Origin of the sequence: Rhodoferax sp. (assembly GCF_034520025.1) — a bacterium.
Classification (GTDB): Bacteria; Pseudomonadota; Gammaproteobacteria; order Burkholderiales; family Burkholderiaceae_C; genus Allorhodoferax.
Genome location: NZ_JAXHNZ010000001.1, coordinates 1,461,402 through 1,485,082 on the forward strand (window position 1 = coordinate 1,461,402; position 23,681 = coordinate 1,485,082).

At 61.9% G+C, this 23,681-nt stretch carries 24 protein-coding genes; 10 read left to right on the plus strand and 14 right to left on the minus strand.

All coding sequences use genetic code 11. From position 1 onward, the window contains the following. Positions 1-30: 30 nt before the first annotated feature. Together U5L73_RS07030 and U5L73_RS07035 are read left to right on the plus strand one after the other, a co-directional pair. Entirely contained in the window at positions 31-588 is a 558-nt protein-coding gene (locus U5L73_RS07030; RefSeq protein WP_322561673.1) for an HNH endonuclease, read from the plus strand. Between the two features lie 9 nt (positions 589-597). Beyond that, the gene (locus tag U5L73_RS07035; RefSeq protein WP_322561674.1) at positions 598-1,020 is read left to right on the plus strand and encodes a methylglyoxal synthase; all 423 of its coding nucleotides are present in this window, start codon (positions 598-600) and stop codon (positions 1,018-1,020) included. 78 nt (positions 1,021-1,098) lie between these two features. Here U5L73_RS07035 and U5L73_RS07040 read toward each other — a convergent pair whose 3' ends face one another. Continuing rightward, positions 1,099-3,789 (minus strand): bifunctional acetate--CoA ligase family protein/GNAT family N-acetyltransferase, encoded by a 2,691-nt coding sequence (locus U5L73_RS07040; RefSeq protein ID WP_322561675.1) that lies wholly within the window; start codon positions 3,787-3,789, stop codon positions 1,099-1,101. A gap of 17 nt (positions 3,790-3,806) precedes the next feature. Then, positions 3,807-4,733, minus strand: coding sequence for a histone deacetylase family protein (locus U5L73_RS07045; protein WP_322561676.1), 927 nt, complete (start codon positions 4,731-4,733; stop codon positions 3,807-3,809). Positions 4,734-4,883: 150 nt separating this feature from the next. Here U5L73_RS07045 and U5L73_RS07050 point away from each other — a divergent pair, with 150 nt between their 5' ends. Beyond that, entirely contained in the window at positions 4,884-5,912 is a 1,029-nt protein-coding gene (locus U5L73_RS07050; RefSeq protein ID WP_322561677.1) for a permease, read from the plus strand. A gap of 42 nt (positions 5,913-5,954) precedes the next feature. Here the strand turns inward: U5L73_RS07050 and U5L73_RS07055 are convergent, their stop codons facing one another. Both U5L73_RS07055 and U5L73_RS07060 read right to left on the minus strand, forming a co-directional pair. Then, positions 5,955-6,443 carry a MarR family winged helix-turn-helix transcriptional regulator gene (locus U5L73_RS07055; RefSeq protein ID WP_322561678.1) on the minus strand — a complete coding sequence of 163 codons (489 nt, stop codon included), beginning with the start codon at positions 6,441-6,443 and terminating at the stop codon, positions 5,955-5,957. 58 nt (positions 6,444-6,501) lie between these two features. Beyond that, positions 6,502-7,254: a 4-hydroxy-tetrahydrodipicolinate reductase gene (locus U5L73_RS07060; RefSeq protein WP_322561679.1), complete on the minus strand. Its 753-nt coding sequence runs from the start codon at positions 7,252-7,254 to the stop codon at positions 6,502-6,504. A gap of 91 nt (positions 7,255-7,345) precedes the next feature. Between U5L73_RS07060 and U5L73_RS07065 the strand changes: the two genes are divergently transcribed. The 3 genes from U5L73_RS07065 to U5L73_RS07075 are packed head-to-tail and all read left to right on the plus strand — an operon-like array spanning position 7,346 to position 9,823. Then, positions 7,346-8,677 carry a chloride channel protein gene (locus tag U5L73_RS07065; protein ID WP_322561680.1) on the plus strand — a complete coding sequence of 444 codons (1,332 nt, stop codon included), beginning with the start codon at positions 7,346-7,348 and terminating at the stop codon, positions 8,675-8,677. Positions 8,678-8,685: 8 nt separating this feature from the next. After that, the gene (locus U5L73_RS07070; protein ID WP_322561681.1) at positions 8,686-9,231 is read left to right on the plus strand and encodes a universal stress protein; all 546 of its coding nucleotides are present in this window, start codon (positions 8,686-8,688) and stop codon (positions 9,229-9,231) included. Beyond that, positions 9,215-9,823 carry a hypothetical protein gene (locus U5L73_RS07075; protein WP_322561682.1) on the plus strand — a complete coding sequence of 203 codons (609 nt, stop codon included), beginning with the start codon at positions 9,215-9,217 and terminating at the stop codon, positions 9,821-9,823. The genes U5L73_RS07070 and U5L73_RS07075 overlap by 17 nt, the downstream gene beginning before the upstream one ends. A gap of 254 nt (positions 9,824-10,077) precedes the next feature. Here the strand turns inward: U5L73_RS07075 and U5L73_RS07080 are convergent, their stop codons facing one another. From U5L73_RS07080 to U5L73_RS07095, 4 genes are all read right to left on the minus strand, one after another. After that, positions 10,078-10,383, minus strand: a complete 306-nt coding sequence (locus U5L73_RS07080; RefSeq protein WP_322561683.1) for a DUF3892 domain-containing protein — start codon at positions 10,381-10,383, stop codon at positions 10,078-10,080. A 53-nt stretch (positions 10,384-10,436) separates the two neighbouring features. Then, entirely contained in the window at positions 10,437-11,552 is a 1,116-nt protein-coding gene (locus U5L73_RS07085; protein ID WP_322561684.1) for an acyl-CoA dehydrogenase family protein, read from the minus strand. A gap of 101 nt (positions 11,553-11,653) precedes the next feature. After that, the gene (locus tag U5L73_RS07090) at positions 11,654-12,835 is read right to left on the minus strand and encodes an acyl-CoA dehydrogenase family protein (RefSeq protein WP_322561685.1); all 1,182 of its coding nucleotides are present in this window, start codon (positions 12,833-12,835) and stop codon (positions 11,654-11,656) included. Between the two features lie 68 nt (positions 12,836-12,903). After that, positions 12,904-13,578, minus strand: coding sequence for a YceH family protein (locus U5L73_RS07095; RefSeq protein ID WP_322561686.1), 675 nt, complete (start codon positions 13,576-13,578; stop codon positions 12,904-12,906). Positions 13,579-13,591: 13 nt separating this feature from the next. On the opposite strand from U5L73_RS07095, the gene purN reads away from it, so the two are divergent. Beyond that, the gene (gene purN, locus U5L73_RS07100; protein ID WP_322561687.1) at positions 13,592-14,185 is read left to right on the plus strand and encodes a phosphoribosylglycinamide formyltransferase; all 594 of its coding nucleotides are present in this window, start codon (positions 13,592-13,594) and stop codon (positions 14,183-14,185) included. A 61-nt stretch (positions 14,186-14,246) separates the two neighbouring features. Here the strand turns inward: purN and U5L73_RS07105 are convergent, their stop codons facing one another. The 5 genes from U5L73_RS07105 to xopAW form a co-directional block, all read right to left on the minus strand. After that, the gene (locus tag U5L73_RS07105; RefSeq protein ID WP_322561688.1) at positions 14,247-15,455 is read right to left on the minus strand and encodes an ABC transporter permease; all 1,209 of its coding nucleotides are present in this window, start codon (positions 15,453-15,455) and stop codon (positions 14,247-14,249) included. Continuing rightward, on the minus strand, positions 15,455-16,216 hold the full coding sequence (locus U5L73_RS07110) for an ABC transporter ATP-binding protein (RefSeq protein ID WP_322561689.1): 762 nt from the start codon (positions 16,214-16,216) through the stop codon (positions 15,455-15,457). Before U5L73_RS07110 ends, U5L73_RS07105 begins: the two co-directional genes overlap by 1 nt. Continuing rightward, positions 16,213-17,541: an efflux RND transporter periplasmic adaptor subunit gene (locus U5L73_RS07115; protein ID WP_322561690.1), complete on the minus strand. Its 1,329-nt coding sequence runs from the start codon at positions 17,539-17,541 to the stop codon at positions 16,213-16,215. Before U5L73_RS07115 ends, U5L73_RS07110 begins: the two co-directional genes overlap by 4 nt. Further along, the gene (locus U5L73_RS07120; RefSeq protein WP_322561691.1) at positions 17,538-18,998 is read right to left on the minus strand and encodes an efflux transporter outer membrane subunit; all 1,461 of its coding nucleotides are present in this window, start codon (positions 18,996-18,998) and stop codon (positions 17,538-17,540) included. The genes U5L73_RS07115 and U5L73_RS07120 overlap by 4 nt, the downstream gene beginning before the upstream one ends. Before the next feature lie 168 nt (positions 18,999-19,166). Beyond that, positions 19,167-20,024, minus strand: a complete 858-nt coding sequence (xopAW, locus tag U5L73_RS07125) for a XopAW family type III secretion system calcium-binding effector (protein WP_322561692.1) — start codon at positions 20,022-20,024, stop codon at positions 19,167-19,169. A gap of 223 nt (positions 20,025-20,247) precedes the next feature. Here xopAW and U5L73_RS07130 point away from each other — a divergent pair, with 223 nt between their 5' ends. Both U5L73_RS07130 and U5L73_RS07135 read left to right on the plus strand, forming a co-directional pair. Beyond that, positions 20,248-20,988: a response regulator transcription factor gene (locus U5L73_RS07130; protein WP_322561693.1), complete on the plus strand. Its 741-nt coding sequence runs from the start codon at positions 20,248-20,250 to the stop codon at positions 20,986-20,988. Further along, positions 20,985-22,058 (plus strand): ATP-binding protein, encoded by a 1,074-nt coding sequence (locus U5L73_RS07135; RefSeq protein WP_322561694.1) that lies wholly within the window; start codon positions 20,985-20,987, stop codon positions 22,056-22,058. The genes U5L73_RS07130 and U5L73_RS07135 overlap by 4 nt, the downstream gene beginning before the upstream one ends. A 44-nt stretch (positions 22,059-22,102) precedes the next feature. On the opposite strand, the gene U5L73_RS07140 is transcribed toward U5L73_RS07135, so the two are convergent. Then, positions 22,103-22,354: a DUF1653 domain-containing protein gene (locus U5L73_RS07140; protein WP_322561695.1), complete on the minus strand. Its 252-nt coding sequence runs from the start codon at positions 22,352-22,354 to the stop codon at positions 22,103-22,105. 23 nt (positions 22,355-22,377) lie between these two features. On the opposite strand from U5L73_RS07140, the gene U5L73_RS07145 reads away from it, so the two are divergent. Beyond that, on the plus strand, positions 22,378-23,649 hold the full coding sequence (locus U5L73_RS07145; RefSeq protein WP_322561696.1) for an RsmB/NOP family class I SAM-dependent RNA methyltransferase: 1,272 nt from the start codon (positions 22,378-22,380) through the stop codon (positions 23,647-23,649). Positions 23,650-23,681: the final 32 nt, after the last annotated feature.

Consider the following 23,681-nt stretch of genomic DNA (forward strand, 5'->3'; position numbering starts at 1 on the left):
GGTTGTTTGAACCGTTGATGGAGGCGTTGCGTGAAAGTCTTGAAGTTGTCGGCCCAAGGGCTGCCCCAATCCTGGATATCGCTCGAACAAGCGGTGATTCATTACGCCGCGGACGAAGTGCGCTGGGAAGCCGGCGGTGAGGTCGCGGTGTTCCACGGAGGCCACAACTCGGTCACCGGGCAGCAATCCATCATCCGTGTCAACAGCATCATCGGTACCTGCGGTGTGCCCCGCATCAACCCCTTTAACTTGCGCCCCGGCCTGACCAACGCCAAGCTGTTCATCCGCGACCGCAATGTATGCGCCTACTGCGGTGGGCATTTTCATGAAACCGACCTGACCCGGGAGCACATCATTCCCTTCGCCCAGCATGGCATTGACACCTGGATGAATGTGGTGACCGCTTGCAAGCCTTGCAACCACCGCAAGAGCCACCGCACCCCTGAGCAGGCCAATATGCCCTTGCTCTACACGCCCTATGTGCCCAGCCTGTGGGAAGACTTTATTTTGCGCAACCGCCGCATCCTGGCGGACCAGATGGAGTTTTTGATGGCGCATGTGCCGGCATCGTCCCGGCTGGTGCTTTAGCATGCGGGCATGAGTACCAGCCCTTCCCAACGCCCTGCAACCCGCACCCCTTCTGAGCGTCCGCGCATCGCCCTGATCGCGCACGACCGCAAAAAAGACACCATGGTGGCACTCGCCCGTGAGTTCGCCCCTTACCTGCAAACCTGCACCTTGATGGCCACGGGCACCACCGGTGGCCGCCTGGTCGACGAGGTAGGCCTGACGGTGGAGCGCATGCTCAGCGGCCCCTGGGGCGGCGACCTGCAGATCGGCGCCCGCTTGGCCGTGGGGGAGGTGGACGCGGTGATCTTCCTGCGCGACCCCATGACCCCACAGCCCCATGAACCTGACATCAACGCCCTGGTGCGTGCCTGTGACGTGCATGACGTGCCGTGTGCAACCAACCTGTCCAGCGCCCGCTTGGTGCTCCAGCAATTGCTCCTGAAAGCATAGCTGCTCGCGCATATTCCACGGGCGCTAGAGTCTGAAAAGCCTTGTAAATGACCCTGGTGCCACTAAGCGGCGGATGGGTCACAGCGGGTGGCTGACCAGCTTGAAATCGGCGTCCTCTTCAAAGGTTTTGACGGTGAAGCCGAGGCTGCGCATCAGTTTGAGCATGCCGGGGTTGTGGGTCAGCACCAAGCCTTCGATTTCGCTCAGGCCCTTGTCGCGTGCCACGTCCATGATGGACATCATCAACCGTGAGCCTAGGCCCTTGCCGGCAAAGTCGTCCGCCACCACCAGCGAGAACTCACAGCTCGATTTGTCGGGGTTGGTCACATAGCGGGAGACGCCGATGATGCGCTCGGTCTCCAGCATTTCGCCGTCTTCTCCGGCGGTGCGGGTTTTGTGGATGGCCACCAAGGCCATCTCGCGGTCGTAATCAATCAGCGTGAAGCGGGCCAGCATGGAGGGCGGCAGCTCGTGCATGCTGGAGACAAAGCGGAAGTAGCGGCTCTCTTTGGAGAGGCCTTGCACCAGGTTTTGGAGCATCTGCGCATCGTCCGGCTGCACCGGGCGCACCGTGTATTCGCCGCCACCGCGCATGGGCCACAGCTGCTCGTACTGGGCAGGGTAGGGCAGGATGGACAGGTGGTTGTAGTTGTGCACCCGGCTGCTCACGCCCTGTGGGGCATGGTCAATCACAATGCGCGCATCCACCGCCACAGCGCCGTGCTCGTCCACGATGATGGGGTTGATATCCATCTCGCGCAGCTGGGGCAGCTCGCACACCATCTCGGAGATGCGCAGCAATATCTGCTCCAGCAGGTCGATATTGGCGGGCGGGCTGCCGCGCCATTCGCCCAGGGTCTCGGCCACGCGTGACCGCTCGATGAGGCGGCGGGCCAGAAACTGGTTCAGCGGGGGCAGCTCCATCGCCCGGTCGTTGATCAGCTCGATCATGGTGCCGCCGGCACCGAAGGCAATCACCGGGCCGAAAGGGTCGTCGGTCACCAGGCCGATACAGATTTCCCGGCCATGGCGCGAGCGCACCATGCTCTGCACCGTGACGCCGTTGATGCGCGCATCGGGCCGCAGGCGCTTCACGGTTTGCATCATGTCGTTGTAGGTGTCGCGCACGCCGGTGGCGTTCATGATGTTCAGCGCCACGCCGCCCACATCCGATTTGTGGCTGATGTCGGGCGAGTCGATTTTCAGCACCGCTGGAAAGCCCAGCTGGGTGGCAATCATCATGGCCTCGTTGGCGCTGCGGGCCAGGATGGTGCGGGTCACCGGAATATGAAAGGCCGAGAGCAGGGTCTTGGACTCCATTTCGGTCAGCACCTTGCGTCGCTCGGCCAGCACACTCTCTATGACCAGGCGCGCACCTTCAATGTCAGGCTTGGCCAGGGTGGAGAGGGGCGGCGGTGTTTGCTGCAAGAGCAGCTGGTTTTGGTAGAAGGATGCAATGTTGCCGAAGGCGCCTACGGCAGCCTCCGGGGTGCGGAAGCTTGGTATTTCTGCCGCCTTCAAGATGCCGCGTGCTGCAACGACGGTGCTGTCGCCCATCCAACAAGAGAGCAGGGGTTTGCCGATGGTCTTTTTGACCTCGGCCAGCGCTTCGGCTACTGCAGAGGAGTCGTGCCCCGCCTTGGGCGAGTAAATCGCCAATACGCCGTCCACACCGCGGTCTTTGCCGGCGGCCTCCAGTGCGGCCTTGAAGTGACTGGCATCGGCCTCTTCAGACAAATCCATCAAATCGGTGAGCGAGGCCAGTTCTGGTAACTGTGGCTTCAAAGCGGCTGCGCTCTCGGTCGACAAGCGCCCGAGTTGCAACTGGAGCTCATTGATCCAGTCGGCGGCCAGCACACCGGGCCCGCCACCGTTGGTGACGATGGCCAGCCGCTTGCCCACCGGCCGGTAGCGTGAAGCCAAGCACTTGGCTGCTGAAAACAACTCTACAAAAGAGCGCACCCGCACTGCGCCTGCGCGGCGCAGTGCGGCATCGAACACATCGTCGCTGCCCACAATGGCGCCGCTGTGGGTTTGTGCAGCCTCATTGCCTGCCGGGCGGCGGCCGGCCTTGAGCACCACCACGGGCTTGGCGTTGGCTGCCATGCGCAGGGCACTCATGAAGCGGCGCGAGTCCGAGATCCCCTCGAGGTAGACCACGATGCTCTGGGTCTGTGCGTCATTGGCCAAGTAATCGAGCACGTGGGCAATATCAATGCTGGTGTACGGCCCCAGTGACACCACACTGGAGAACCCCACCGCATTGTTGGCTGCCCAGTCGAGCATGGACGCGGTCAGTGCGCCCGACTGGGAGACCAGCGCCAAAGGCCCCCGCTGGGCCAGTGGCCCGGCCGCGCTGGCATTGAGCTGCATGGCTGGTCGCTGGACTCCGAGGCAGTTGGGCCCCAGCAGCAAGATCCCTTCGCGTTTGGCAATTTTGGCAAGGGCGCTGGCCTGCGCGCCGCTGATGCCGCTCGACACAATCAAGGCGGCCCGGCAGGCGATCCGGCCTGCGATCTCGAGAGCCGCGGTCACGTCTTGAGGGGGAAGGGCGATGATGGCCAGATCGGCCCGGGCCTGGGCGAGATCCGCCAGGGTGCCGGTGCTCTGAATGTCGAGAAAGCGCAGGGTGCCGGCAAATTCTTGACTCTTGAGAGAGGCTACCAACGTGCGCGCCTGGTGGGTCATGGTGTCCGGCGAATCAGTGGAACCTGCAAACACGATGATGGACTGCGGCGCAAAGAGGGGCGTGAGATAGTGCTTTTCCATGGTCTCTCCAGAGGGTTCTAGTCTGCGCCAATCAATACTTTGACATGTTCGGCCACGCTGCGGGCTAAGGGGTTGAGCACGTAGCCGCCTTCGAGGCAAGAGATGATGCGCCCTTTGCAATGGCGCTGGGCCACGGCCATCAGCTGCCGGGTGACCCATGCGTAGTCGGCGTCCACCAGCCCGAGGTTGCCCATGTCGTCTTCGCGATGGGCGTCAAACCCGGCAGATACGTAAATGAGCTGGGGAGCAAAGGCATCGAGCGCTGGGATCCAGTGACTGGAGACCGCGTCCCGGAAGGCCTCACTGCCTGATCGGGAGGGCAGGCCGACGTTGCACATGTTCGGGCCGGTCGCCTTGTCGCCGCTGTAAGGGTAGAGGCCCTGCTCGAAAATAGAGCACATCAGGACCCGCTCATCGCCCCGGAAAATGTCTTCGCTGCCGTTGCCATGGTGCACATCGAAATCTACCAAGGCCACCCGCTGCAGGCCATGCACATCGAGGGCATGGCGGATACCGACGGCCACGTTGTTAAAAAAACAAAAGCCCATGGCGGCGGAGCGCTCGGCATGGTGGCCCGGCGGGCGCACATTGCAGAAGGCGCTGGGCACTTGTCCCCCGAGCACCAGATCGGTGGCCTGCACTGCAGCACCAGCGGCCCGCAAGGCTGCACGCATGGTGTAGGGGTTCATGTCGGTATCGGGGTCGACTTTGTGGTATCCGAAGGTGGGTGAGGCGTCGATCAGTTCATTGACATAGTTGGACGCATGCGCCCGACCGAGCTGGGCCACAGTGGCTAAGGGCGCCTCGTAGGTATTCATGTAATCCAGCAGGCCACGGATCAGCAACATGTCTTGAATGGCACCCAGGCGCTCGGGGCATTCAGGGTGGTCGGGTCCCATCTCGTGGCGGGCGCAATCGGGGTGGGATATGAAGGCGGGCAGCATCGTGTCTCCTGCGGAATGTTTTTCACAGTCTAGGCACCTAAGCTGACACCAGTCTTGATGTGGCGCAATGGGCGTGGGCCATCGGGGACATCCCCGCAGTCTTTGGGGGTTCGAGTCGCTGTTGGCGCTATTGATACCATCGCGGCACTCATGAATTCCAAGTCCCACCCATCAGGCCCTGTGGCCGCGTTGTCCCGCTATGTGGCCGCCAGCTCTTTTGTGCTGGTCGGGCTGATCTGTTTGACGGTGCTGGTCTATGCCATGTTGCCCGGCCTGTTGGCCGTTTGCCTCGGGTTCATGGTGGCGCAAGCCCTGAGCACCAGCCAGCGCTTGGGGCGGTGGCGCCCCAGCCCTTTTGTGGCCGCGGGGTGGGTGATTGTGGTGCCCCTGCTCTTGTTTGCGGTGGTGTTGTCGAATGCCAAGGGCATGGTCATCGGGGCGGGCGGCCAATATGCAGCCCTGCTGCACCATTTGGCCGGCACGGTGCTGGAAATTCGCCAAAAACTGCCGCCAGATCTTGCGGCCCATTTGCCGGATGGCCTGGCCGCTGCCCAAGCTTGGCTGGCGGCGTATTTACAGAGCCAGGCACGGGCGATCACAGGCTTTGGTTCGGCAGGTCTGCAGGGGCTGTTGCTGGCGTATGTCGGGCTGGTCATTGGTGCGTTGATAGTGGGCACCCCCGGCGTGCCCCACCCCGCGCCCTTGCGGGCCGCGGCCCGCACCAGGGCGCGCCACTTTATCGGGGCGTTTCGTCAGATCGTGGTCGCGCAGTTTTGGATCGCGTCTTTCAATGCGGTGTGCACCGCGCTCTTTTTGTTTGGCGCCTTGCCCCTGTTTGAAGTGCACGTGCCGTATTCGGGCATGTTGGTGGCCTTGACGTTTTTCGCAGGTCTGGTGCCGATTGTGGGCAACCTGCTGTGCAACGGCGTGTTGACTCTGGCTGGCATGTCAGTCGCTCCCATGGTCGGTTTGGCGTGCCTGATGTTTTTGATTGCAATCCACAAGTTCGAGTACGTCATCAACGCGAAAGTGGTGGGCAAGCGAACCGGCACCACCGCTTGGGAACTGTTGACCGTGATGTTTGTGGGCGAAGCCATATTCGGGGTGGTCGGCCTGGTAGCTGCGCCGTTGTACTACGCTTACATCAAGCGCGAGCTGCTGGAAGTCGGTCTGGTCTAGTGTTTTTGAGACAAGCTGTGCTTCGCATCCAAGGGTGTCGCACTATAGGTCTGCCAGTGGGATATTGCGAGCGGCTTCATCCACGGCCAGCAGTTGAACCAGTTTCCCTAAATCCCGGTTGATATTGGCCAGTGTGGTCTCGTCCAGCTGTCGCAAGGCGTTCGGCAGCACGCCTTCATACGGACCAGGATTTTTGGCGAGGGCTTGCTTGCCTTCGGGGGTTACACGCAGCTCCGCCATTCGCTTGTCCTGCGCCGACTTCGTCAGGGTGATCAGCTCTTTCTTGACCAACACTTTCACTAGGTTGCTGGCGGTGGACTGATGGATGTCCATCTGGAGGGCTATGTCGCTTATCCCAAGCCCCGGGCTGTTTTGTATCAGGCTCAGCGCCCAAATTTGAGCTCCGCCCAATCCGGTGTCTTTTTCTATCTGCCGGAAGTGCGTTCGGACTGCATTGAATACCACTCTGAACTGTCGCAAGGCCTGTGCGGCGTTATCTGTTGGTTCAGGGGCGGGGTTGGGGTTGTTCATCGACACACACAGATACTTTGGGTGCGCGAATCATACGGTGCCCCAATCGCCCGTGCCGTCAACTCGTGTGACCCGCGAGGATTTGTGCTCGCACCCGTTTCATCAGTAAATCATCAAAGGTGTAGAAGCCCTGCGGGCAGTTCCGAAGCTCGTTGAGAGCAAATGCAGCGCCTGTGCCAAAAGCTTCGCGCTTGATGGAGTCGTGAATCAGCCGCACGGTTTGGTAGGGAAATCCGAAGATCACCTCGTGGTGCCCGACGATGCCACCTAGGCGCATGGAAGTGATTTTTTCGCCTCCCACATCGAGACTCTCTGCTATTTTCTTTGCAGTTCCTGAGACTTCCGGCTTGTCGCGGAAATGCTGTTCAAGGATTTCCACATCAGCAAACGGGGCGATCTCTCGCAAAAGACGAGCAGCCATGATCAGAAAGTTGATGCCGACGGTGATGTTGGGCGAACACAGCACCTTGGCGTATTTTCCCAGCTCCCGCATCCGGTCGAGCTGGGAATCGTCGTACGAGGAAATCGCAGTCACCACGGTCAGTCCCCTGCGTTGAACCTCATCCGAATAAATAGCAGCTGATGCTGCATTCGAAAAGTCCACCAGCGCATCAACCGGATGTTGATCCAGCCAGTCGGACAAGTGCTCTTGGGTCAAGGCTGTTACTGGAATTGTTTGCTCCCCTAACGTCACTGCCGTTGGGTTTCCGCTGCGCGTGGCAATCCACTGCAAGTCATAGCGAGGGTCTTCACTCAGCACCTGCGCTACGGCGCTTCCCGCTTTGCCGTATCCGATCAAGCCAACTTTCATTTCGTTCTCCTTGCAGGTTGTTGCACCAAGTACATTTGTGCAAATATAACAAAATACATTTGTACCAATGTATGATGCCCACAGTAATCACATGGATGACCTTCCGATGCGGCAGCACCCTCATATTTACTCTTCGTTTAAGAACGAGCTCTACGATGCCCACCTCTGGCGCGGGCGAGCTCTGTTTATCGTGTTTGCCGCACTCGCTGGGCTCACGGTGGTTTGCTTCACTTGGCTGACTGAGCATGCACTTGCCGTTTTCTTCAAACTTCAAGGCAGCTTTTGGTGGGCACCGCTCTTTTGGACGCCACTCAGTGCCGCCATCATTGTGTGGGTGACCCGACGCTATTTCCCGGGTGCTGCGGGCTCCGGTATCCCGCAGGTGATGGCAGCGCAGGACCCGGAAGTCTCTGAGAGCACACGCAGCCTTTTCGTTTCCTTGAGACTTACTGCCGCAAAGATGGTGCTCACGGCGTGGGGCCTGCTGGGTGGTCTGTCGCTTGGGCGGGAAGGCCCCTCGGTGCAAATAGCGGCAGGCGTGATGCACAGCGTGCGCCGCTGGCTACCCAAGCGTTCGCAAATCAGTGAGCACAGCCTGCTAGTGGCAGGGGGGGCCGCAGGTATAGCGGCTGCGTTCAACACGCCTTTAGGTGGCGTTATGTTCGCCATTGAAGAGCTGACCCGCAAACCTGAGCATCGCAATCACGGCCTCACCATCGCCGCGATTGTGTTGGCGGGGTTGATGGGCATCTCGGCCTACGGTAACGGCAGCTACTTTGGCGTGATCAAAGTGGAGGGTTTTGGCTGGCGTGCGCTCTTGCCCGGTGTCTTGGTATCGCTGGCGTGTGGTCTCCTGGGGGGCTTGTTCGCCCGTTTGCTCGTGGTGTCGTTGGCCGGACATTCGTTGGACTGGTTCACCGCGCAGCGCAAGGCACGGCCAGTGGCTTTTGCGGCAGCCTGCGGGCTGAGCATTGCGGTGATTGGTGTGGTAACCGCGGGTGACACCTTCGGTAGTGGGTATGCGCACACCAAGGCTTCTCTTGAAAACAGTGGGGATACCAGTTCCTTGTATGTGCTGTTGAAGTTTGTGACCACATGGCTGACCGCCTGGTCGGGTGTACCCGGCGGCATTTTTGCGCCATCGTTAGCCATCGGCGGTGCCGTTGGCAGTGATGTTGCCCAATGGACTTCTTATGCCAACCCGCCCACGCTCATCGCATTAGGAATGGCTGCATTTTTGGCAGCCGTGACCCAAGCGCCATTGACTGCTTTCATCATCGTGATGGAAATGGTGGACGGTCACGCCTTGGTGCTCAGCCTGATGGCCAGCGCCTTATTTGCGAGCGGGGTGTCCCGTTTGATCAGTGCGCCTCTATACACATCACTGGCAGAGCTCCAACTCACCCGCTTATCCAAAGCCTGAGGTTCACCATGGTTCGAAAAATTCTTGTTGTCGTAGACGCTAGACCTGTAACCCAATCCGCTATCGATCATGCGATCGAGATGGCGCAAAGCCACCGCGCGGACATTTTTTTCTTTGGCGTGCTGCCCCACTATGACTACCCGGTCACGGAACTAATGCCGGTAGCCGATGGTTCAGCGGAGGGCCTCCAAGCCAGAGCTGCTGCAGAGGCATCGCGCTTGCTTGCCGCGGCAAGTGCATGGGCAGAAAGGTGTGGGGTGCACAGCCACCGCGCCACGTCCATGGCGAGTGATATCGCTTTGGCGGTAGCGGATGCGGCTGAAAAACGGCATTGCGATCTCATTGTGGTGGGCAACGAAGATAACAACGCGTTGTTTCGCTTGCTCAATGGCAATATTGTCCCGGGGCTTATTTCCAAGTCCCTGGTGCCGGTTCTCGTCTGTAAAGAGCGAGCACTGCGCACTCCGCGCGAAAGCCATTCACACCGTATTCCAGCCAGCCGCCCATCCGTTCGCGAAACCGGCACACGCGACCCTTATGAACACAATGATTGAGCTTGCGACTCGGGTGGGGCGGGCCAAAATGCGCCCACTCAGCTGGCGGAGTCTGCGGAGCCTCAAGTTTGTATTGCTGTCGGGCTTGATGCTGCTGGCAACTGCCCCTGGCGCTGCCCAGACCTCTCGATGCGTCGATGTATGCGCGCTCTACAGCGAGCTTCTCATGTCGCCCGAGCGCACACTCATAGGCAGTATTCGCTCCGTTGAAAGAGTGGCTAAGCCAGCCCTGGGTCCCAGAAACACGCGGGGTCGCTGGATTCAGCGAGAGGTGTATCTCGGTTCGGAGGCTTTTCATGCCACTTTCTATGTGGGCGCGGGACTGGTGCAGCGTATAGAGCTGGTGAGTACCGCCCCTGAAGATGCCTGCCGCAATCGAAGCTCTTGGGCGAACGTTTTGGAGGTGATCGGGGTATGGCAGGACAAGGATGGTGTGACAGGCTCTTTGGAAGCGCGAGACACGCTGCAGCAGTCCATGCATTGGGCGATTGAGAATGTAGACGTAAGCGTTTACTTGTCCTTGGCCGCTGAAACCTGTTCCATGAAAGTTGCTTTCAGGAAGCGCGAAGTCAAAGATGCTGCAACGCTTTGACTTGTTGTCTTAAGCTGGCGAGTCGCTATCTTGTCTTGTCCGCAATGCTGCGACGATGGCCTGGACAAAAAAAGGAGCCCCAAGTTGGGGCTCCATAAGCTCACTAAGTCCGGAAATTGTGTCAATGACTCGACACCATCCGAATTATATTGGTACAAATGTTTATTTGGAGGAGTTTTTGCTCGAACGGTGTACTGCTTTTGTTTTGAAGCAATCTCAGGCGTCTCAAAGACCGGCGAGAAGAGAGAGTCTTATCACCTATCGGGCAATGCCAGCAAATCGTCCGTGGGACGTCCATCTCTGAAAGCTTGCAGGTACTTTTTGCTGCCCAGCGTTTGAACCCCGACCCAAGCGCCGGTCTGGCCCTTTTGTGCGGCAGGGCACCACAGGGCCTGTGGCCCGCTGGAGGCCACATACTCCAGAAGCTGGGAATGAGTGGAGAAGCCGGTTTCATGCGTTGGCTTGCCGTCCACCACTTGCACCCACCACAAAATCTCAAGGTGTTCGTGCTTGTAGCCCCGGCGCATACGCTTGGCCACACATTGGAGATGGACCGTCATGAGAGGTTGCGTAAAGGGTCTGGTGCCCGCGTGTTGACCAGACCCCTACCGCTTCAGGCGAACGCGCCTGCCGTGTCTTGCATGCGCGCGGACACTTCACCCAGATGGTGCAAGGTGTCTCCAAAGCTCATTTCCAGTTCGGTGAGCTTGCGGAAGTAGTGACTCACGATGTATTCATCCGTCACGCCAATGCCGCCGTGCAGTTGTACCGCCTGCTGACTCACAAAGCGCATGCTGGTACCCAGCTGGTACTTGGCGCGTGCCATGGCCGCACGGCGCTCGGGTGCAGGCGCATTGAGCTTGAGGCTGGCGTAGTAGCTCATGGAGCGGGCCAGTTCCAGCTGCATCTTCATGTCGGCCATGCGGTGGCGCAGCGCTTGGAAGCTGCTGATCGCCACGCCGAATTGCTTGCGGGTGTTCATGTACTCGGCGGTGATGTCGAATGTCTTGTCCATCACACCCACGGCCTCTGCGCAAGTCGCCGCAATGCCAATGTCCACGGCATGCTCCAAAGCGGCTTGGCCTTGGGTAGTGATCAGGGTGGCAGGTGCGTTTTTGAAGGCAACTTCTGCTGCGCGGCCGCCGCCCTGGGTGTTGTAGCCCCGGGTGCTGACACCCGCAGACTCACGCTCCACCAGAAACAGCCCCATCACGCTGTTGACCTTGGCGGAGACGATGTAGGCGTCCGCCTTATCGCCGGCAGCTACTATGCTTTTTGTAGCATTCAGCACATAGCCGCCGGGGGCTTGGTGTGCTTTTCCTGCAATCGTATCCAAGGCGTAGCGGCTACCGCGCTCTTGATAGGCCAGCACCACCAGCTTCTCGCCGCTGGCTATGCTGGGCAGCCAGGCTGCTTTGGTGGCAGCGTCGGCATATCCCGAAAGCACAGCACCTGCGATCAGGCTTTGTGCCAAGGGTTCCATCACCATGCCGCGCCCCAACTCCTCCATCACCACCATGCCCTCGATCGGGCCCATGCCCATGCCGCCATCGTCTTCGGGCACATACAGGCCGGCTAGACCCAGCTCTGCCAGCTCGGTGTAGGCGGCGGTATCAAAGCCACCGGCTTTTTCGGCCGCGCGGCGGCGATCGAAGGTGTAAGCCTTGTCGACGTATTTACGCACCGCGTCGCGCAGTTGTTCCTGATCGTCAGAAAAATCAAAGTCCATAACTCTCTCCAATAGTGAGCGAAGCTCTTTCTGGAGCCCCCTTATGAGAGGGGGCTAGGGGGTGCTCGTCTTGTCGGCCAGGCCCGGGTTGTCCTATGGCGCTAGCCAAGGACCACTTGGGCCACGATGTTGCGTTGCACTTCGTTGCTGCCGCCGTAGATAGTGGTCTTGCGCAGGTTGAAGTAGGTGGAAGACAAGGGGGCATTGCCCACCTCGCCACCGGGAAAGTCGCCTTGCCAGCCGGCTTCCATGGCTTCGCGGATCAGGGGCAGGGCGAAGGGGCCGGCGGCCAGCATCATCAATTCGCTGTAGCGCTGCTGAATCTCGCTGCCACGGATCTTCAGCAGGCCAGCAATGTCCAGCGAGTTCTTGCCGCTCTTTTCGGCGGACAGCACGCGCAGCACCATCATCTCCAGGGCCACTACGTCCACCTCCAGCTTGGCGATTTCATCGCGGAAACGGCTGTCTTCCCAGACACCTTCGCGCTGGGCAATACGCTTCAAGCGTTCCAGTTCGCGCTTGGAGCGGTTGATGTCGGCAATGTTGGTGCGCTCGTGGCTGAGCAGGTGCTTGGCGTAGGTCCAGCCCTTGTTTTCTTCGCCAATCAGGTTGTTGGCAGGGACTTCGACGTTGTCAAAGAACACCTCGTTCACTTCGTGGCCGCCGTCCAGCATGATGATGGGGCGCACGGTCACGCCGGGGCTTTTCATGTCGATCAGCAGGAAGCTGATGCCGGTCTGGGGCTTGCCTTCATTGCTGGTGCGCACCAGGCAGAAAATCCACTCGCCGTATTGGCCCAGCGTGGTCCAGGTCTTCTGGCCGTTCACGATGTATTTGTCGCCCTGGCGCTCGGCGCGGGTTTTGACAGAGGCCAGGTCTGAGCCGGAGCCCGGTTCACTGTAGCCCTGGCTCCACCAGACCTCGCCGCTGGCGATGCCGGGCAAGAAACGCTGCTGCTGTTCGGCATTACCAAACGCCATGATGACCGGCGCCACCATTACCGGGCCGAAGGGGATGACGCGCGGCGCACCGGCGAGCGCACATTCTTCTTCAAACAAATGCTTCTGGATCGCCGTCCAGCCGGGGCCGCCAAACTCTTTGGGCCAACCAAAACCCAGCCAGCCTTTGATGCCCAAAATTTTGGCCCAGCGCTGGTGGTCCTCGCGGGTCAACTCCAGGGCGTTGTGCACCTTGTGGGCGATGTCGGCAGGCAAATGGGCGTTTACCCACGTGCGCACCTCTTCGCGAAAAGCCTGTTCTTCAGGCGTGAAAGCCAAGTCCATTGCAGTCTCCTCAGTCTAGATATCCGTTTCAGCTGAACGCTATCCAGTGTTTTAGCACGATCGTTCTTTTATTCTTGTCCAGGGTGCGACATTCCGAGTTCGGCGCACAGCTTTTGCACCGTGGCGCGCAGTTCGGCAACCTCGGCCTCGAGTTGCGTGACCCGGGCCTGTAGCTCCGCGCTGGCAGGGGCTGCTCCAGCGCCAGACCGGCTGATGACTGCCGCGCTGGCGTCGACCGGCCCGCACAGCAGGTGGGCCCAGCGTTGTTCGCGGGCGCCGGGTGCTCGGTCCAGCTTAATGACCAGCGGGCCGCCTTTTTCTTCGCTGCGCTCCTGCAACTCGTCCAGAAACGCCTCAACGGACGAGGTGTCCGCAAAACGGTACCAACGCTCTGCATTCAGGCGCAGCTCGGCCGCCGTCTGGGGGCCGCGCAGCATCAAGAGGCCGAGCAGCACCGCGCTTTGCTCGGGCACGCCAATGCCGCGCTGGGCGTTGTGGGTGAATTTGACCGCGCGTCCGCCGCTGGTCTCATGCACCAAGCCGGCCTCGCGCAAGCTGTCGACGGCGCTGCTGACTTCGGATTCGCTCAGCTCCATCAGCGGCTCCCGGCTGGTTTTTTGGTTGCAGCCCAGCAGCAGGCTGTTCAGGGTGAGCGGATAGCTGTCGGGCACGGTGCGGGCTTTTTCCATGAGGGTGGCCAGCACGCGAGCTTCGACAGGGGAGAGCAGGAGGGGGGTGGTCATAATTCAGCCAGTTATGAAAAACATTGTGATTTTGATCTCTGGCGGTGGCTCCAACATGGCTACCATCGTGCGCGCCTCCCATAAAGAAGACTGGGCAGGCCGGTATGGCGCCCGGGTGGCGGCAGTTATCAGCAACAAAGGCACCGCGAGCGGCTTGGTGTTTGGCAAAGAGCAGGGGCTGGACACCCATGTGCTCGACCACAAAACCTATGCTGACCGGGAAGCATTTGATGCCGCGCTGGCCGGGGTGATCGACCGCTACGACTCACCGCAGGCACCGGTGCTGGTGGTGCTGGCCGGGTTCATGCGCATCCTGACCGCAGGCTTTGTGGAGAAGTATGCCGGGCGCTTGGTCAATATTCACCCCTCGCTCTTGCCGGCATTTGGCGGCTTGCACACCCACCAGCGGGCGCTGGATGCCGGTTGCAAATTTGCCGGTGCCACGGTGCACTTGGTGACCCCTGAGCTGGACCACGGGCCGATTCTGGAGCAAGCCGTGGTGCCGGTGCTGCCGGGGGACACGGCCGAAACCCTGTCCGCCCGGGTGCTCACGCAGGAGCACCGTATTTACCCCCGCGCGGTGGCTGCTTTGCTATCAAATAAATAGCTACTCGCGCAGGTAAATAGAGGGCTAGAGGCGTTTTTTGATCAAAAAATCTCTGCCCGGTTTATTCGTGGCGCAATGCCTCGATCGGGTCCAGCCGTGCTGCCCGACGGGCGGGCACAAAGCCGAACACCACACCGATGGCGGCAGAGAAGGCAAACGACAACAGGTTGACGCTGAGGTCGAAGGTGTATGGAATCTGCATCAGCGCAGCCAACCCTAGCGATGCCGCGGTGGCCAGCGCCACACCTAGCAGGCCGCCCAGCGAGGCCAGCACCACCGCCTCAATCAGGAACTGCAGCAGCACCTCGCGCTCCAGCGCGCCGATGGCCAGGCGCAGGCCGATCTCGCGGGTGCGCTCGGTCACGCTCACCAGCATGATGTTCATCACGCCAATGCCGCCCACTAGCAGGCTCACGGCAGCCACGGCGCCCAAAAGGGTGGTCATGATCTGCGTGGTGCCCGACAGCGTGTCAGCCAGTTGCTTGGTGTCCAGCACGTTGAAGTTGTCCTCCACCCCGTCGGCCAGCTTGCGCTGCTCGCGCAGCAGCTGGGTGATGCCGCTTTTGATGCGCGTGGCGTCGCTGCCCTCGGCCATGGATACCAGCAGGGTGTTGACGCGGGCGTTGCCGGTGATGCGGCGCTGCAGGGTTTTGAGCGGCACCAGCACTACGTCGTCCTGGTCATTGCCAAAGCTGCCCTGGCCCTTGGAGGCCAGAATGCCCACCACCTCGCACGAGACCTGCTTGACCCGCAGGGCCTGGCCCAGGGCCGGGGTGCTGCCAAAGAGTTCGCGGCGCACGGTTTCACCAATCATGCAGACGGCGGCGCCCGCGCGCAGTTCGTCGTCGCTGAATTCGCGGCCTTCTTTCAGCTGCCAGTTGCCGGTGGTGAGCCAGGCGTTGCTGCTGCCCACCACGCTGGACGTCCAGTTGCGCCCGTTGGCCACGAGGGTGGTGCTGGCACGTGACTCGGGCGCCACGGCCGCAATGCCGCCGATCTGGCTGGAAATGGCGGTCGCGTCCACTTCCTTGAATGAAGGCGCGCTGGCTCCGCCGCTACCCAGGCCCATGCGCTGGCCAGGGCGTATCTGCAGCAGGTTGGTGCCCAGGCTCGATATCTGGGTTTGCACCGCTTGGGTAGCGCCGTTGCCCAGCGTGACCATGGTGATGACGGCGCTCACACCGATCACGATGCCCAGGATGGTGAGGAAGGAGCGCATAAGGTTGCGCCGGATAGAGCGCAGCGCGAGCCAGATGGTGTTGAGAAACATCAGTGCACCTCTTTTTGCGCGGCGGCGTGGCGGCGCACCGGGTGGGCGTTTGGCACATCGCTCTCGATCACGCCGTCCACAAAGCGCACGATGCGTTTGGCATAGGCCGCCATGTCGGGCTCGTGCGTGACCATGAGCACGGTGATGCCGTGCTGCGCGTTCAGGTCTTGCAGCAGCTCCATGATTTCGGCGCTGCGCTGGGTGTCCAGGTTGCCGGTGGGCTCGTCGGCCAGCAGCACGGTGGGTTCGGTGACGATGGCGCGCGCAATCGCCACGCGCTGTTGCTGCCCGCCCGACAGCTCTGCCGGGGTGTGGTGCTCGCGGCCCTGCAGGCCCACCTGGGCCAATGCGCGCGATGCGGCCTTGCGCCGGGCGCTGGCCGATTCGCCACGGTAGAGCAGGGGCAGCTCCACGTTCTCTTGCGCGCTGGTGCGTGGCAGCAAATGAAAGCCTTGGAACACAAAGCCCAGGTAGTGGCGGCGCAGCTGGGCGCGCTGGTCGCGGCCCAGGGTTTCGACGTGCACGCCTTGGAACAGGTATTCGCCGGTAGTGGGCGTGTCCAGGCAGCCCAGCGTGTTCATGGCGGTGGACTTGCCCGAGCCGCTGGGGCCCATGATGGCGACAAAGTCACCGGCCTCGATGCGCAGGTCCACGCCCTTGAGCGCCTGTAGCATCGTGGCGCCTTGGCCGTAGGTGCGGGTCACGCCACGCAGCTCGATCAGCGGAACGGCCGCTGCGTTCACGGTGGTGGCTGGGCTCATTGGGTCGCTCCACCGCTGCGCTGGTCGGTGATGACGCGCATGTCGGTGGTCAGCTCGCCGCCGGTCACCTCGGTTATGCGGCCATCGCTGATGCCAGTCTGTACCGGCACGGCTACGGGCGCGCCGTCGCGCAGTACCCAGACCTGCTTGCTGTCGCTGCCGGCGGCCGCACCTGCACTTTTGCGGCTACCGCTACCACTGGGCATACGCGGCATCAGGTTGCCCACAATGCTGCTTTGGGTTGCAGGCTTGCCTGTGCCGGCTCCGTTGCCGGGGCTGTAGCGCAGTGCGGTGTTGGGCACCAGCAGTGCATCTTTACGTTCGGTCGCGGTGATGGTGGCCGTGGCCGTCATGCCGGGGCGCAGCGTCAGGTCGCTGTTGTCCACCTCCAGATAGGTGATGTAGGTGACCACGTTTTCGGTGGTGGTGGAGCCATAGGCCACGCGGGTGATGGTGGCGGGGAATTTGCGCGAGGGGTAGGCGCTGACGGTGAAGCTGGCCTTTTGGCCCACCTTCACCGAGCCCACATCGGCCTCGTCCACATTCACCTGCAGGCGCAGCTTGCTCAGGTCTTCGGCCACGCTGAACAGCGTGACGGCCTGCAGCGAGGCGGCCACGGCGTTACCCGGCTCCACGCTGCGGGTGAGCACCACACCATCAATCGGCGAGCGGATGGAGGCCTTGGCCAGGTTGGTGGTATCACTGGACACGCCGGCCTGCGCTTCGGTCACGTTGGCGCGCGCGCTGGCCTCGTCGGCCTGGGCACGCTCCAGTGTGGCGCGGGCACCGTCGAGCTCGCTCTTGGCGGGTACCTTGCCACCCGACAGGCGCGACACCTCTTCGAGCCGCGCGAGGCTGGCCTGTGCTTCTTTCACGGTAACCACGGTTTGCGCCACCTTGGCCTGCGCGGCACTCAGGGTGGCGCGGGTTTTGGTGAGCTGGTCGTTGAGCTTGGCGGTGTCTAGTTCCACCAGCAGCTGGCCTTTGCGCACGCGGTCGTTCACGTCCACCAGCACATTGCGCACCGTGCCCGACAGCTCGCTGCCGATGTTGACCGAGCGCGTGGGCTGCAGCGTGCCGTTGGCGGACACGCTCAAGGTCAGGTTGCCGCGCTGGACGGTTTCACTCACATAGCTGGGCGCGGCCCGGGCTTGGCTGCGGGCCTTCAGCGCGTAGGTGGCGCCCAGGGCCAGCAGTACGGCAGCCACGCTGGCCAGCACCACGGGGCGGCGCCACCACGGGCGGTTGGGGGCGGTTTGCAGCAAAGTCTGAATGTCAGCGGTGCTGGGCACGGCGGAAGAGATAGGTGCGGTGTCGGTGTTCATGGTTGTCTTGCAGAAAGTGGGGCGGGCGTGGCGGCTTCGGCTGCTGCAGCGTCAGGCTGCCAGCCTCCGCCCAGCGCCTTGTACAGGCGCACATAGCCGGTGCCCAGGTCGGTCGTGGTGTTGGCTACGCTGTTTTGCGCGCTAAGCAGGGTGCGCTGGGTGGTCAGCACGGTTTGAAAGTCGATCAGGCCACTGGCATAGCGCTGCTGGGCCAGCAGGGCGGCCAGCTCGGCGGCCGTAGCAGCGCTTTGCAGATGCTGCAGGCGTGCACGGTGGCCGCGCAGGGCGGCCAGAGCGTCTTCCACCTCTTGCAGCGCGGTGAGCACTGTGCTTTGGTAGCTGGCCTGGGCTTGCACCAGTGCGGCCTTTTGGGCGCGCAGGGTGGCGGCATTGGCGCCGCCGTCAAACACCGGCAGCGACACACTGGCCAGCAGGCTGCTGAGCACGCTGGCGCCATTGGTCAGCCCGGCGAGCGTTACTGCGCTTAGCCCTAGCGACCCACCAATCGAAAACGTGGGGTAGCGTGCTGCTTCTGCCACTTGCACACGCGCCAATGCGGCGGCAATTCGAGCCTCTTCGGCGCGCACATCAGGGCGCTGACGCAAGGTGTCCGCCGGGAAAGCCATGGCCAACTGCTCGGGCGCACGCGGAATCGGGGCCGCCGTGCCGAGCGCACTCACCAGCGCGGTAGGGGCTTGCCCGGTCAGCACCGCCAGGCTGTGTTGGCTGGCCGCAATGCTGGCCTGCAGGGTCGGGATTTCGGCCCGGGTTTGCTCAACGGCCGTGCGGGCTTGCGCTACCTCCAGGCTGGTGGTCACGCCGGCTTGGGCGCGCCAGTCGGTGAGTTGCAAGGTTTCTTGCTGGCTGGTGAGGTTGGTTTGGGCGATGGTGAGCTGGCTTTGCTGGCCGCGCAGTTGCAGGTAGGCCAGCGCCACCTCGGCGGCCAGTGATACCTGGGCATCGGCCAGCGTGGCTTCTTGGGCCTGGGCATCGCCCTCGCTGGCATTCAGGGTGGCGCGTTGGGCGCCAAACAGGTCGGGCTCCCAGCTGGCATCCAGCCCGGCCTTGAACACATTGGTGGCGGCCTGTTCATTGGTCTGGCTGCGCTGGCCGGAGCTGCTGGCATTCAGGCCGGGCAGCAGGGCGCCTTGCTTGGCATCCCGCAGCGCGCGTGCTTGCTGCAGTGCGGCCGTGGCCTTGCGCAGGCTGGGGTTGGCTTGCAGTGCTTGGGTGACCAGTGCGGAGAGCTGTGGGTCGTTGAACAGCTCCCACCAGCTTGCAAGGCTGTCGGGTGTAGTGCTGCCGGCCTGGCTCCACTGGGAGGGTAGCGCCACCGGAGCAGCATGAGGTAGATCCATCGTGGCCGCCTGGCTGCTCAGCGCTGCCACCGTCATCAGGCATGCGGCTGCGCAATTCTGCAGCCGCAGACGATGTAAAAAGGAATGAGGAAGTGCCATAGGACGATGGTGCGGTAGCGCGGTATCCGGCTCATGCCTTGCAGGTAAAGACGGGTAAAGGTCGGCACAGGCAGCAAAAAGGCCGGATCCACTGGCAGAGGCCGGCCTTGTGTTTGCTATGAATTCAGGAGCTGCAGACGCAATCAAAACCTGCGCTAGAGGCCTAAATCATGCGGAAGTACTCAGGGTACGGGTACTGTCGGTCAGGCCCTCGGCGACCTGGGCGTAGATTTTTTGAGCCAACTCAGCGATTTGCTGATTGGTGGTGGTGTTGCCGCTGGCATTCCTGCTGCTGGCAAGGTTGGCGACGGCCTCTTGGAGTTCCCCCACCATGCGTTCCATCTCGGACACGGTGCCGTCCTGGTTGGTGTCCAGCGGGTCGTAAGTGGTGCTGCTGGACTCGGTTTTGCCGGCGCCCCCGGGGCCACCCGGGCCGCCGCTGGGCGGAGGACCGCTTGGGCCGCCCGGGCCCTGTGCACCTTGGGGCCCTGCGGCGCCCTCGGGCGGCTGGGGGCGGCCTGCATCGAACTCGGCTTGCGACAAAGAGCCGCTGCCATCGGCATCGAGCTGGCTGAAATCCTGACTCACATCCCGGCCGGACTTTGATTTGATTTTGTCGGTCAGCACTTGCAGCTCGTCCTGGCTGACCGCGCCATCGCTGTCCGTGTCGACTTTGCTGAACAGGTGGTCTTGGCTGCCGTTGCTGCCGCCCATGCCCCGCGACTGTGCGAAGTCCATGGTCGAGGGCGAGGGCATCAGGTCTTTCATTCCCTTGCCCAGTTCATCGCTGGAGAGGCTGCCGTCGGCGTTGCTGTCCATTTTGGTGAACAGCTCTTGACTGTCGCCCAAGCTGGCCCCGGTTTTACTGGCGACGTCGCTTAACAGGCTGCTGAGTTCGGTCTGGTCGACGCCGCTACTGCTGTCGGTATCGACCTTGGCGAACATCTTCGCCTGGTGCTGTGCCCGCTGCGCACTGACTGCGGCCCAAGCGCTGCTGGAGCCACTAACCCCGCTGATGCTGCTCATGGTCATTTCCTTTCTTGATAGGTGGTTGGTGTGCCACCCGGAACCACAAGCGCCGAGCGACCGCCCCATTTTTGAAAGTGCAGGTATCGCCGGTTTGTCCGCTTTGTACCGGGCCTGATACACAAGGCGGTTTCAAGCGGAGAGATGCGGGCGGCCCACCCGCCATTTCGTGGCTTTGCGGGTCGGGTGGTTTTCTACACTGACAGGGCCGCAGGGACTGCCCATGACCACCAAGATCTCCATCCTCATCGTCGACGACGACGCCGAAATCACCGAGCTGCTGGGCGACTATCTGCGCCGCTTTAACTTCGAGGTGCACACCGCCTGTGATGCCGACAGCATGCGCGCCCAACTACAGCGCCACAGGGTGAACCTGGTGGTGCTGGATGTGATGCTGCCGGACACCGATGGCCTCACGCTGTCGCGCGAAATCCGGGAGCGTTCGCAAATCCCGGTGATCATGCTCACTGCGCGGACCACCACGTTTGACCGCATCATGGGGCTGGAAAACGGGGCAGACGATTACATGGGCAAGCCCTTTGAGCCGCGTGAGCTGGTCGCCCGCATCCACACGGTGCTGCGCCGCTCTCAAGGCGCTACCGACGCTACCCCGAATTTGGCCCGCAGCGACGTGGTCTGTTTTGACGGCTGGGAGCTGCACCGCGAGGAGCGCACCCTGGTGTCGCCCACCGGTCTGGTAGTGGCCCTCTCGAACGCCGAGTTCCGGCTGTTGAATACCTTTTTGCAGACGCCCCGGCGACTGTTCAGCCGTGACCAACTGATGGAGCAGGCGCGCGGCCGTGCCATGGACGCGTTTGAGCGCAGCATCGACCTGCTGGTCTCCCGCCTGCGGCAGAAGCTGGCGGATGACCCGGACGAACCTTCCATGATCAAAACCGTGCGCGGCGCGGGCTACATGTTCAATGTGCAGTCGGTTCAAGGGCGGATGGCATGGCGGGTGTGAGCCTGCTGCATACCAGGGGGGCGCGACTGGCCTCGGGCGCGGAGCGCTGCTTACCCGACAGTTTGTTCGGTCGCTTGGCCCTGCTGCTGGCGGTGGCCGTGGTCAGCAGCCATGTGCTTGCACTCACCATGTTGTTTGAGATGCGGCCGGATTTTCCGCCCGGTATGCCGCCACCTGGCATGCCATTGCCAGGCTTTCCGCCGCCGCAGGGGCCACCGCCCCTAGAGTTGCTGCTGGATATTGGGGTGCGACTTTCGGCCCTTTTGTTGGCGGCGTGGATCGGTGCCCGTTGGCTGTCAGACCCGGTGCGGCGCCTGGCCGGTGCGGCCCGGGAGCTGGGCCACAACATCCACCGGCCACCGTTGCCCGAGAGCGGGACCCGCGAATGCCGCGAGGCCACCCAGGTGTTCAACCAGATGCAGCAGCGCATCCGGGCCCAGTTGGATGAGCGCGACCAGTTTGTGGCCGCGGTGTCGCACGACCTGCGCACGCCCCTGACCCGATTGGCCCTGCGCGCCGAATCCTTGAAGGATGCGGCCGACCGCCAGCGCTTTGCCAAAGATGTCGCGGAGATGGACACCATGATCCGGGTCACCCTGGACTTTTTGCGGGGTGCCGCCGATGCGGAGCCCTGGGTGCCGATGGACATGGCCTCGCTGGTTGAAAGCTTGGCGCACGACCAGCAAGACTGCGGCCATGACGTGCAGGCCCTGACCCTCCCACCAGTGCCTCCGGTGCGGGCGCAGCCCACGGCGCTGCGGCGGTGTATCAGCAATTTGCTAGACAACGCGGTGCGCTACGGCGGCAGTGCCTGGGTGCACCTCGTTCCGGCAGGGCCGATGCTGCGGGTGCTGGTGCAGGACGATGGCCCCGGAATCCCTGAGGCCGAGCTCGGCAAGGTGCTGCAGCCCTTTTATCGGGTGGAGGGCTCGCGCAACCGGCATACCGGTGGGGTAGGGCTGGGTTTGGCAGCCGCCCACGATATCGCGCGCCAGCACGGGGGCAGCTTGCAGCTGCGCAACCGGCCCGGTGGGGGCATCGAGGCCGAACTGATGCTGCCTTTGGGCTAGGTTTGCTATAAAAAGAAGAGCTGCTAGTGCAGCCTAAGCGTGGGCTAGGCGCCTGTTTCTTGGGTAATGAGTTTGAAGCGCGGTTGGGTTACACCGTCAATCACCACGGTTTCCAAAAACATGGCCGCGGGGCGCACCCACAGGCCTTGTTCGCCGTACAGCGCGCGGTAAAGGGTCATGGGCTCGCAGGTTTCGCTGTGGCGCACCGTGTCCAGCACTTGGTACATGCCGCCCTTGTAATGGCGGTATGTGCCGGGTGGGGTGACAACGAGTGGGGGGAGTTTTTCATCGAACATGGGACATGGGACAATACTAGGCTATGCATCCAAAAGCTCTGCTCGACGCCTGTTCCGAATTGGTCCGGCTCACTCTCAAATTCGACCATCCCGCAGACGCCATCGTCTCCCGTTTTTTCCGCGACAACCGTGGCTTGGGGCCGCGCGAGCGCGCCACCCTCGCCGAAACGGTCTACACCGTTTTGCGCAAAAAACTGCTGTTAGACCACTTGGCGCCCTCCGGTAGCGGCCCCAAGGAGCGCCGTTTGGCGATTTTGGGTTTTTACGGCCCCGGTGATTTCTTGCGCAGCGCACTCACAGACCAGGAAAAGCGCTGGCTCGACCAGTGTGAAGCCGTCAAGCCCGAAGACTTGATGGAGCGCCATCGCCACAACCTGCCTGAATGGCTGGTGCAGCCCTTGAAAGACCAGTTGGGCGCCGGTTTCTGGCCGTTGGTGGAAAACCTGAACCTCGGTGCCGGCCTCGATTTGCGGGTTAACGCACTCAAAGCCAAGCGTGCCGATGTGCAAAAAGAACTCCAACAAGCGGGTATCAAGGCAGTGCCGACCCCGTTTTCCCCTTGGGGCTTGCGCATCGCGGGCAAACCTGCACTGAACAAGAACGAGGCGTTTTTGCGCGGTGATTTTGAAGTTCAGGACGAGGGCTCCCAGCTGCTCGCCATGCTGGTTGACGCCAAGCGCGGCGAAATGGTGGTGGACTTTTGTGCGGGCGCCGGTGGCAAAACTTTGGCCTTGGGCGCTTCGATGCGCAGCACCGGTCGCCTGTACGCGTTTGACACCTCTGCCCACCGCCTCGACGCGCTCAAACCACGCATGGCGCGCAGCGGTCTGTCCAATGTGCACCCGGCAGCCATCGCGCACGAGCGGGATGACCGTGTGAAACGCCTGACCGGCAAGCTTGACCGGGTGCTGGTCGATGCGCCTTGCACCGGCTTGGGAACTTTACGCCGGAATCCGGACCTCAAATGGCGTCAGACAATGGCGGGTGTAGAAGAGATGGCGGTGAAACAGGCCGCGATCCTGCAAAGCGCATCCCGGATGGTGAAGTCGGGTGGTCGCCTGGTGTATGCAACCTGCAGCGTATTGCCGCAGGAAAACGAAGCGATTGCCGAAGCCTTTGCTGCAGCCAACCCAGACTTTGTGCCTTTGTCGGCCGGAGAAGTCTTGGCAGCACAGAAGGTGGAGTGCGCCCCAAGTTTGTGCGCCGGCGGCGAAGACGGGCAGCTTTACCTCCGTTTGTGGCCTCATCGCCACGGAACGGACGGTTTCTTTGCTGCGGCTTGGCAAAAGAAGTGATTGTTTTGACGAAAGTTAACGTTTTTTAACTT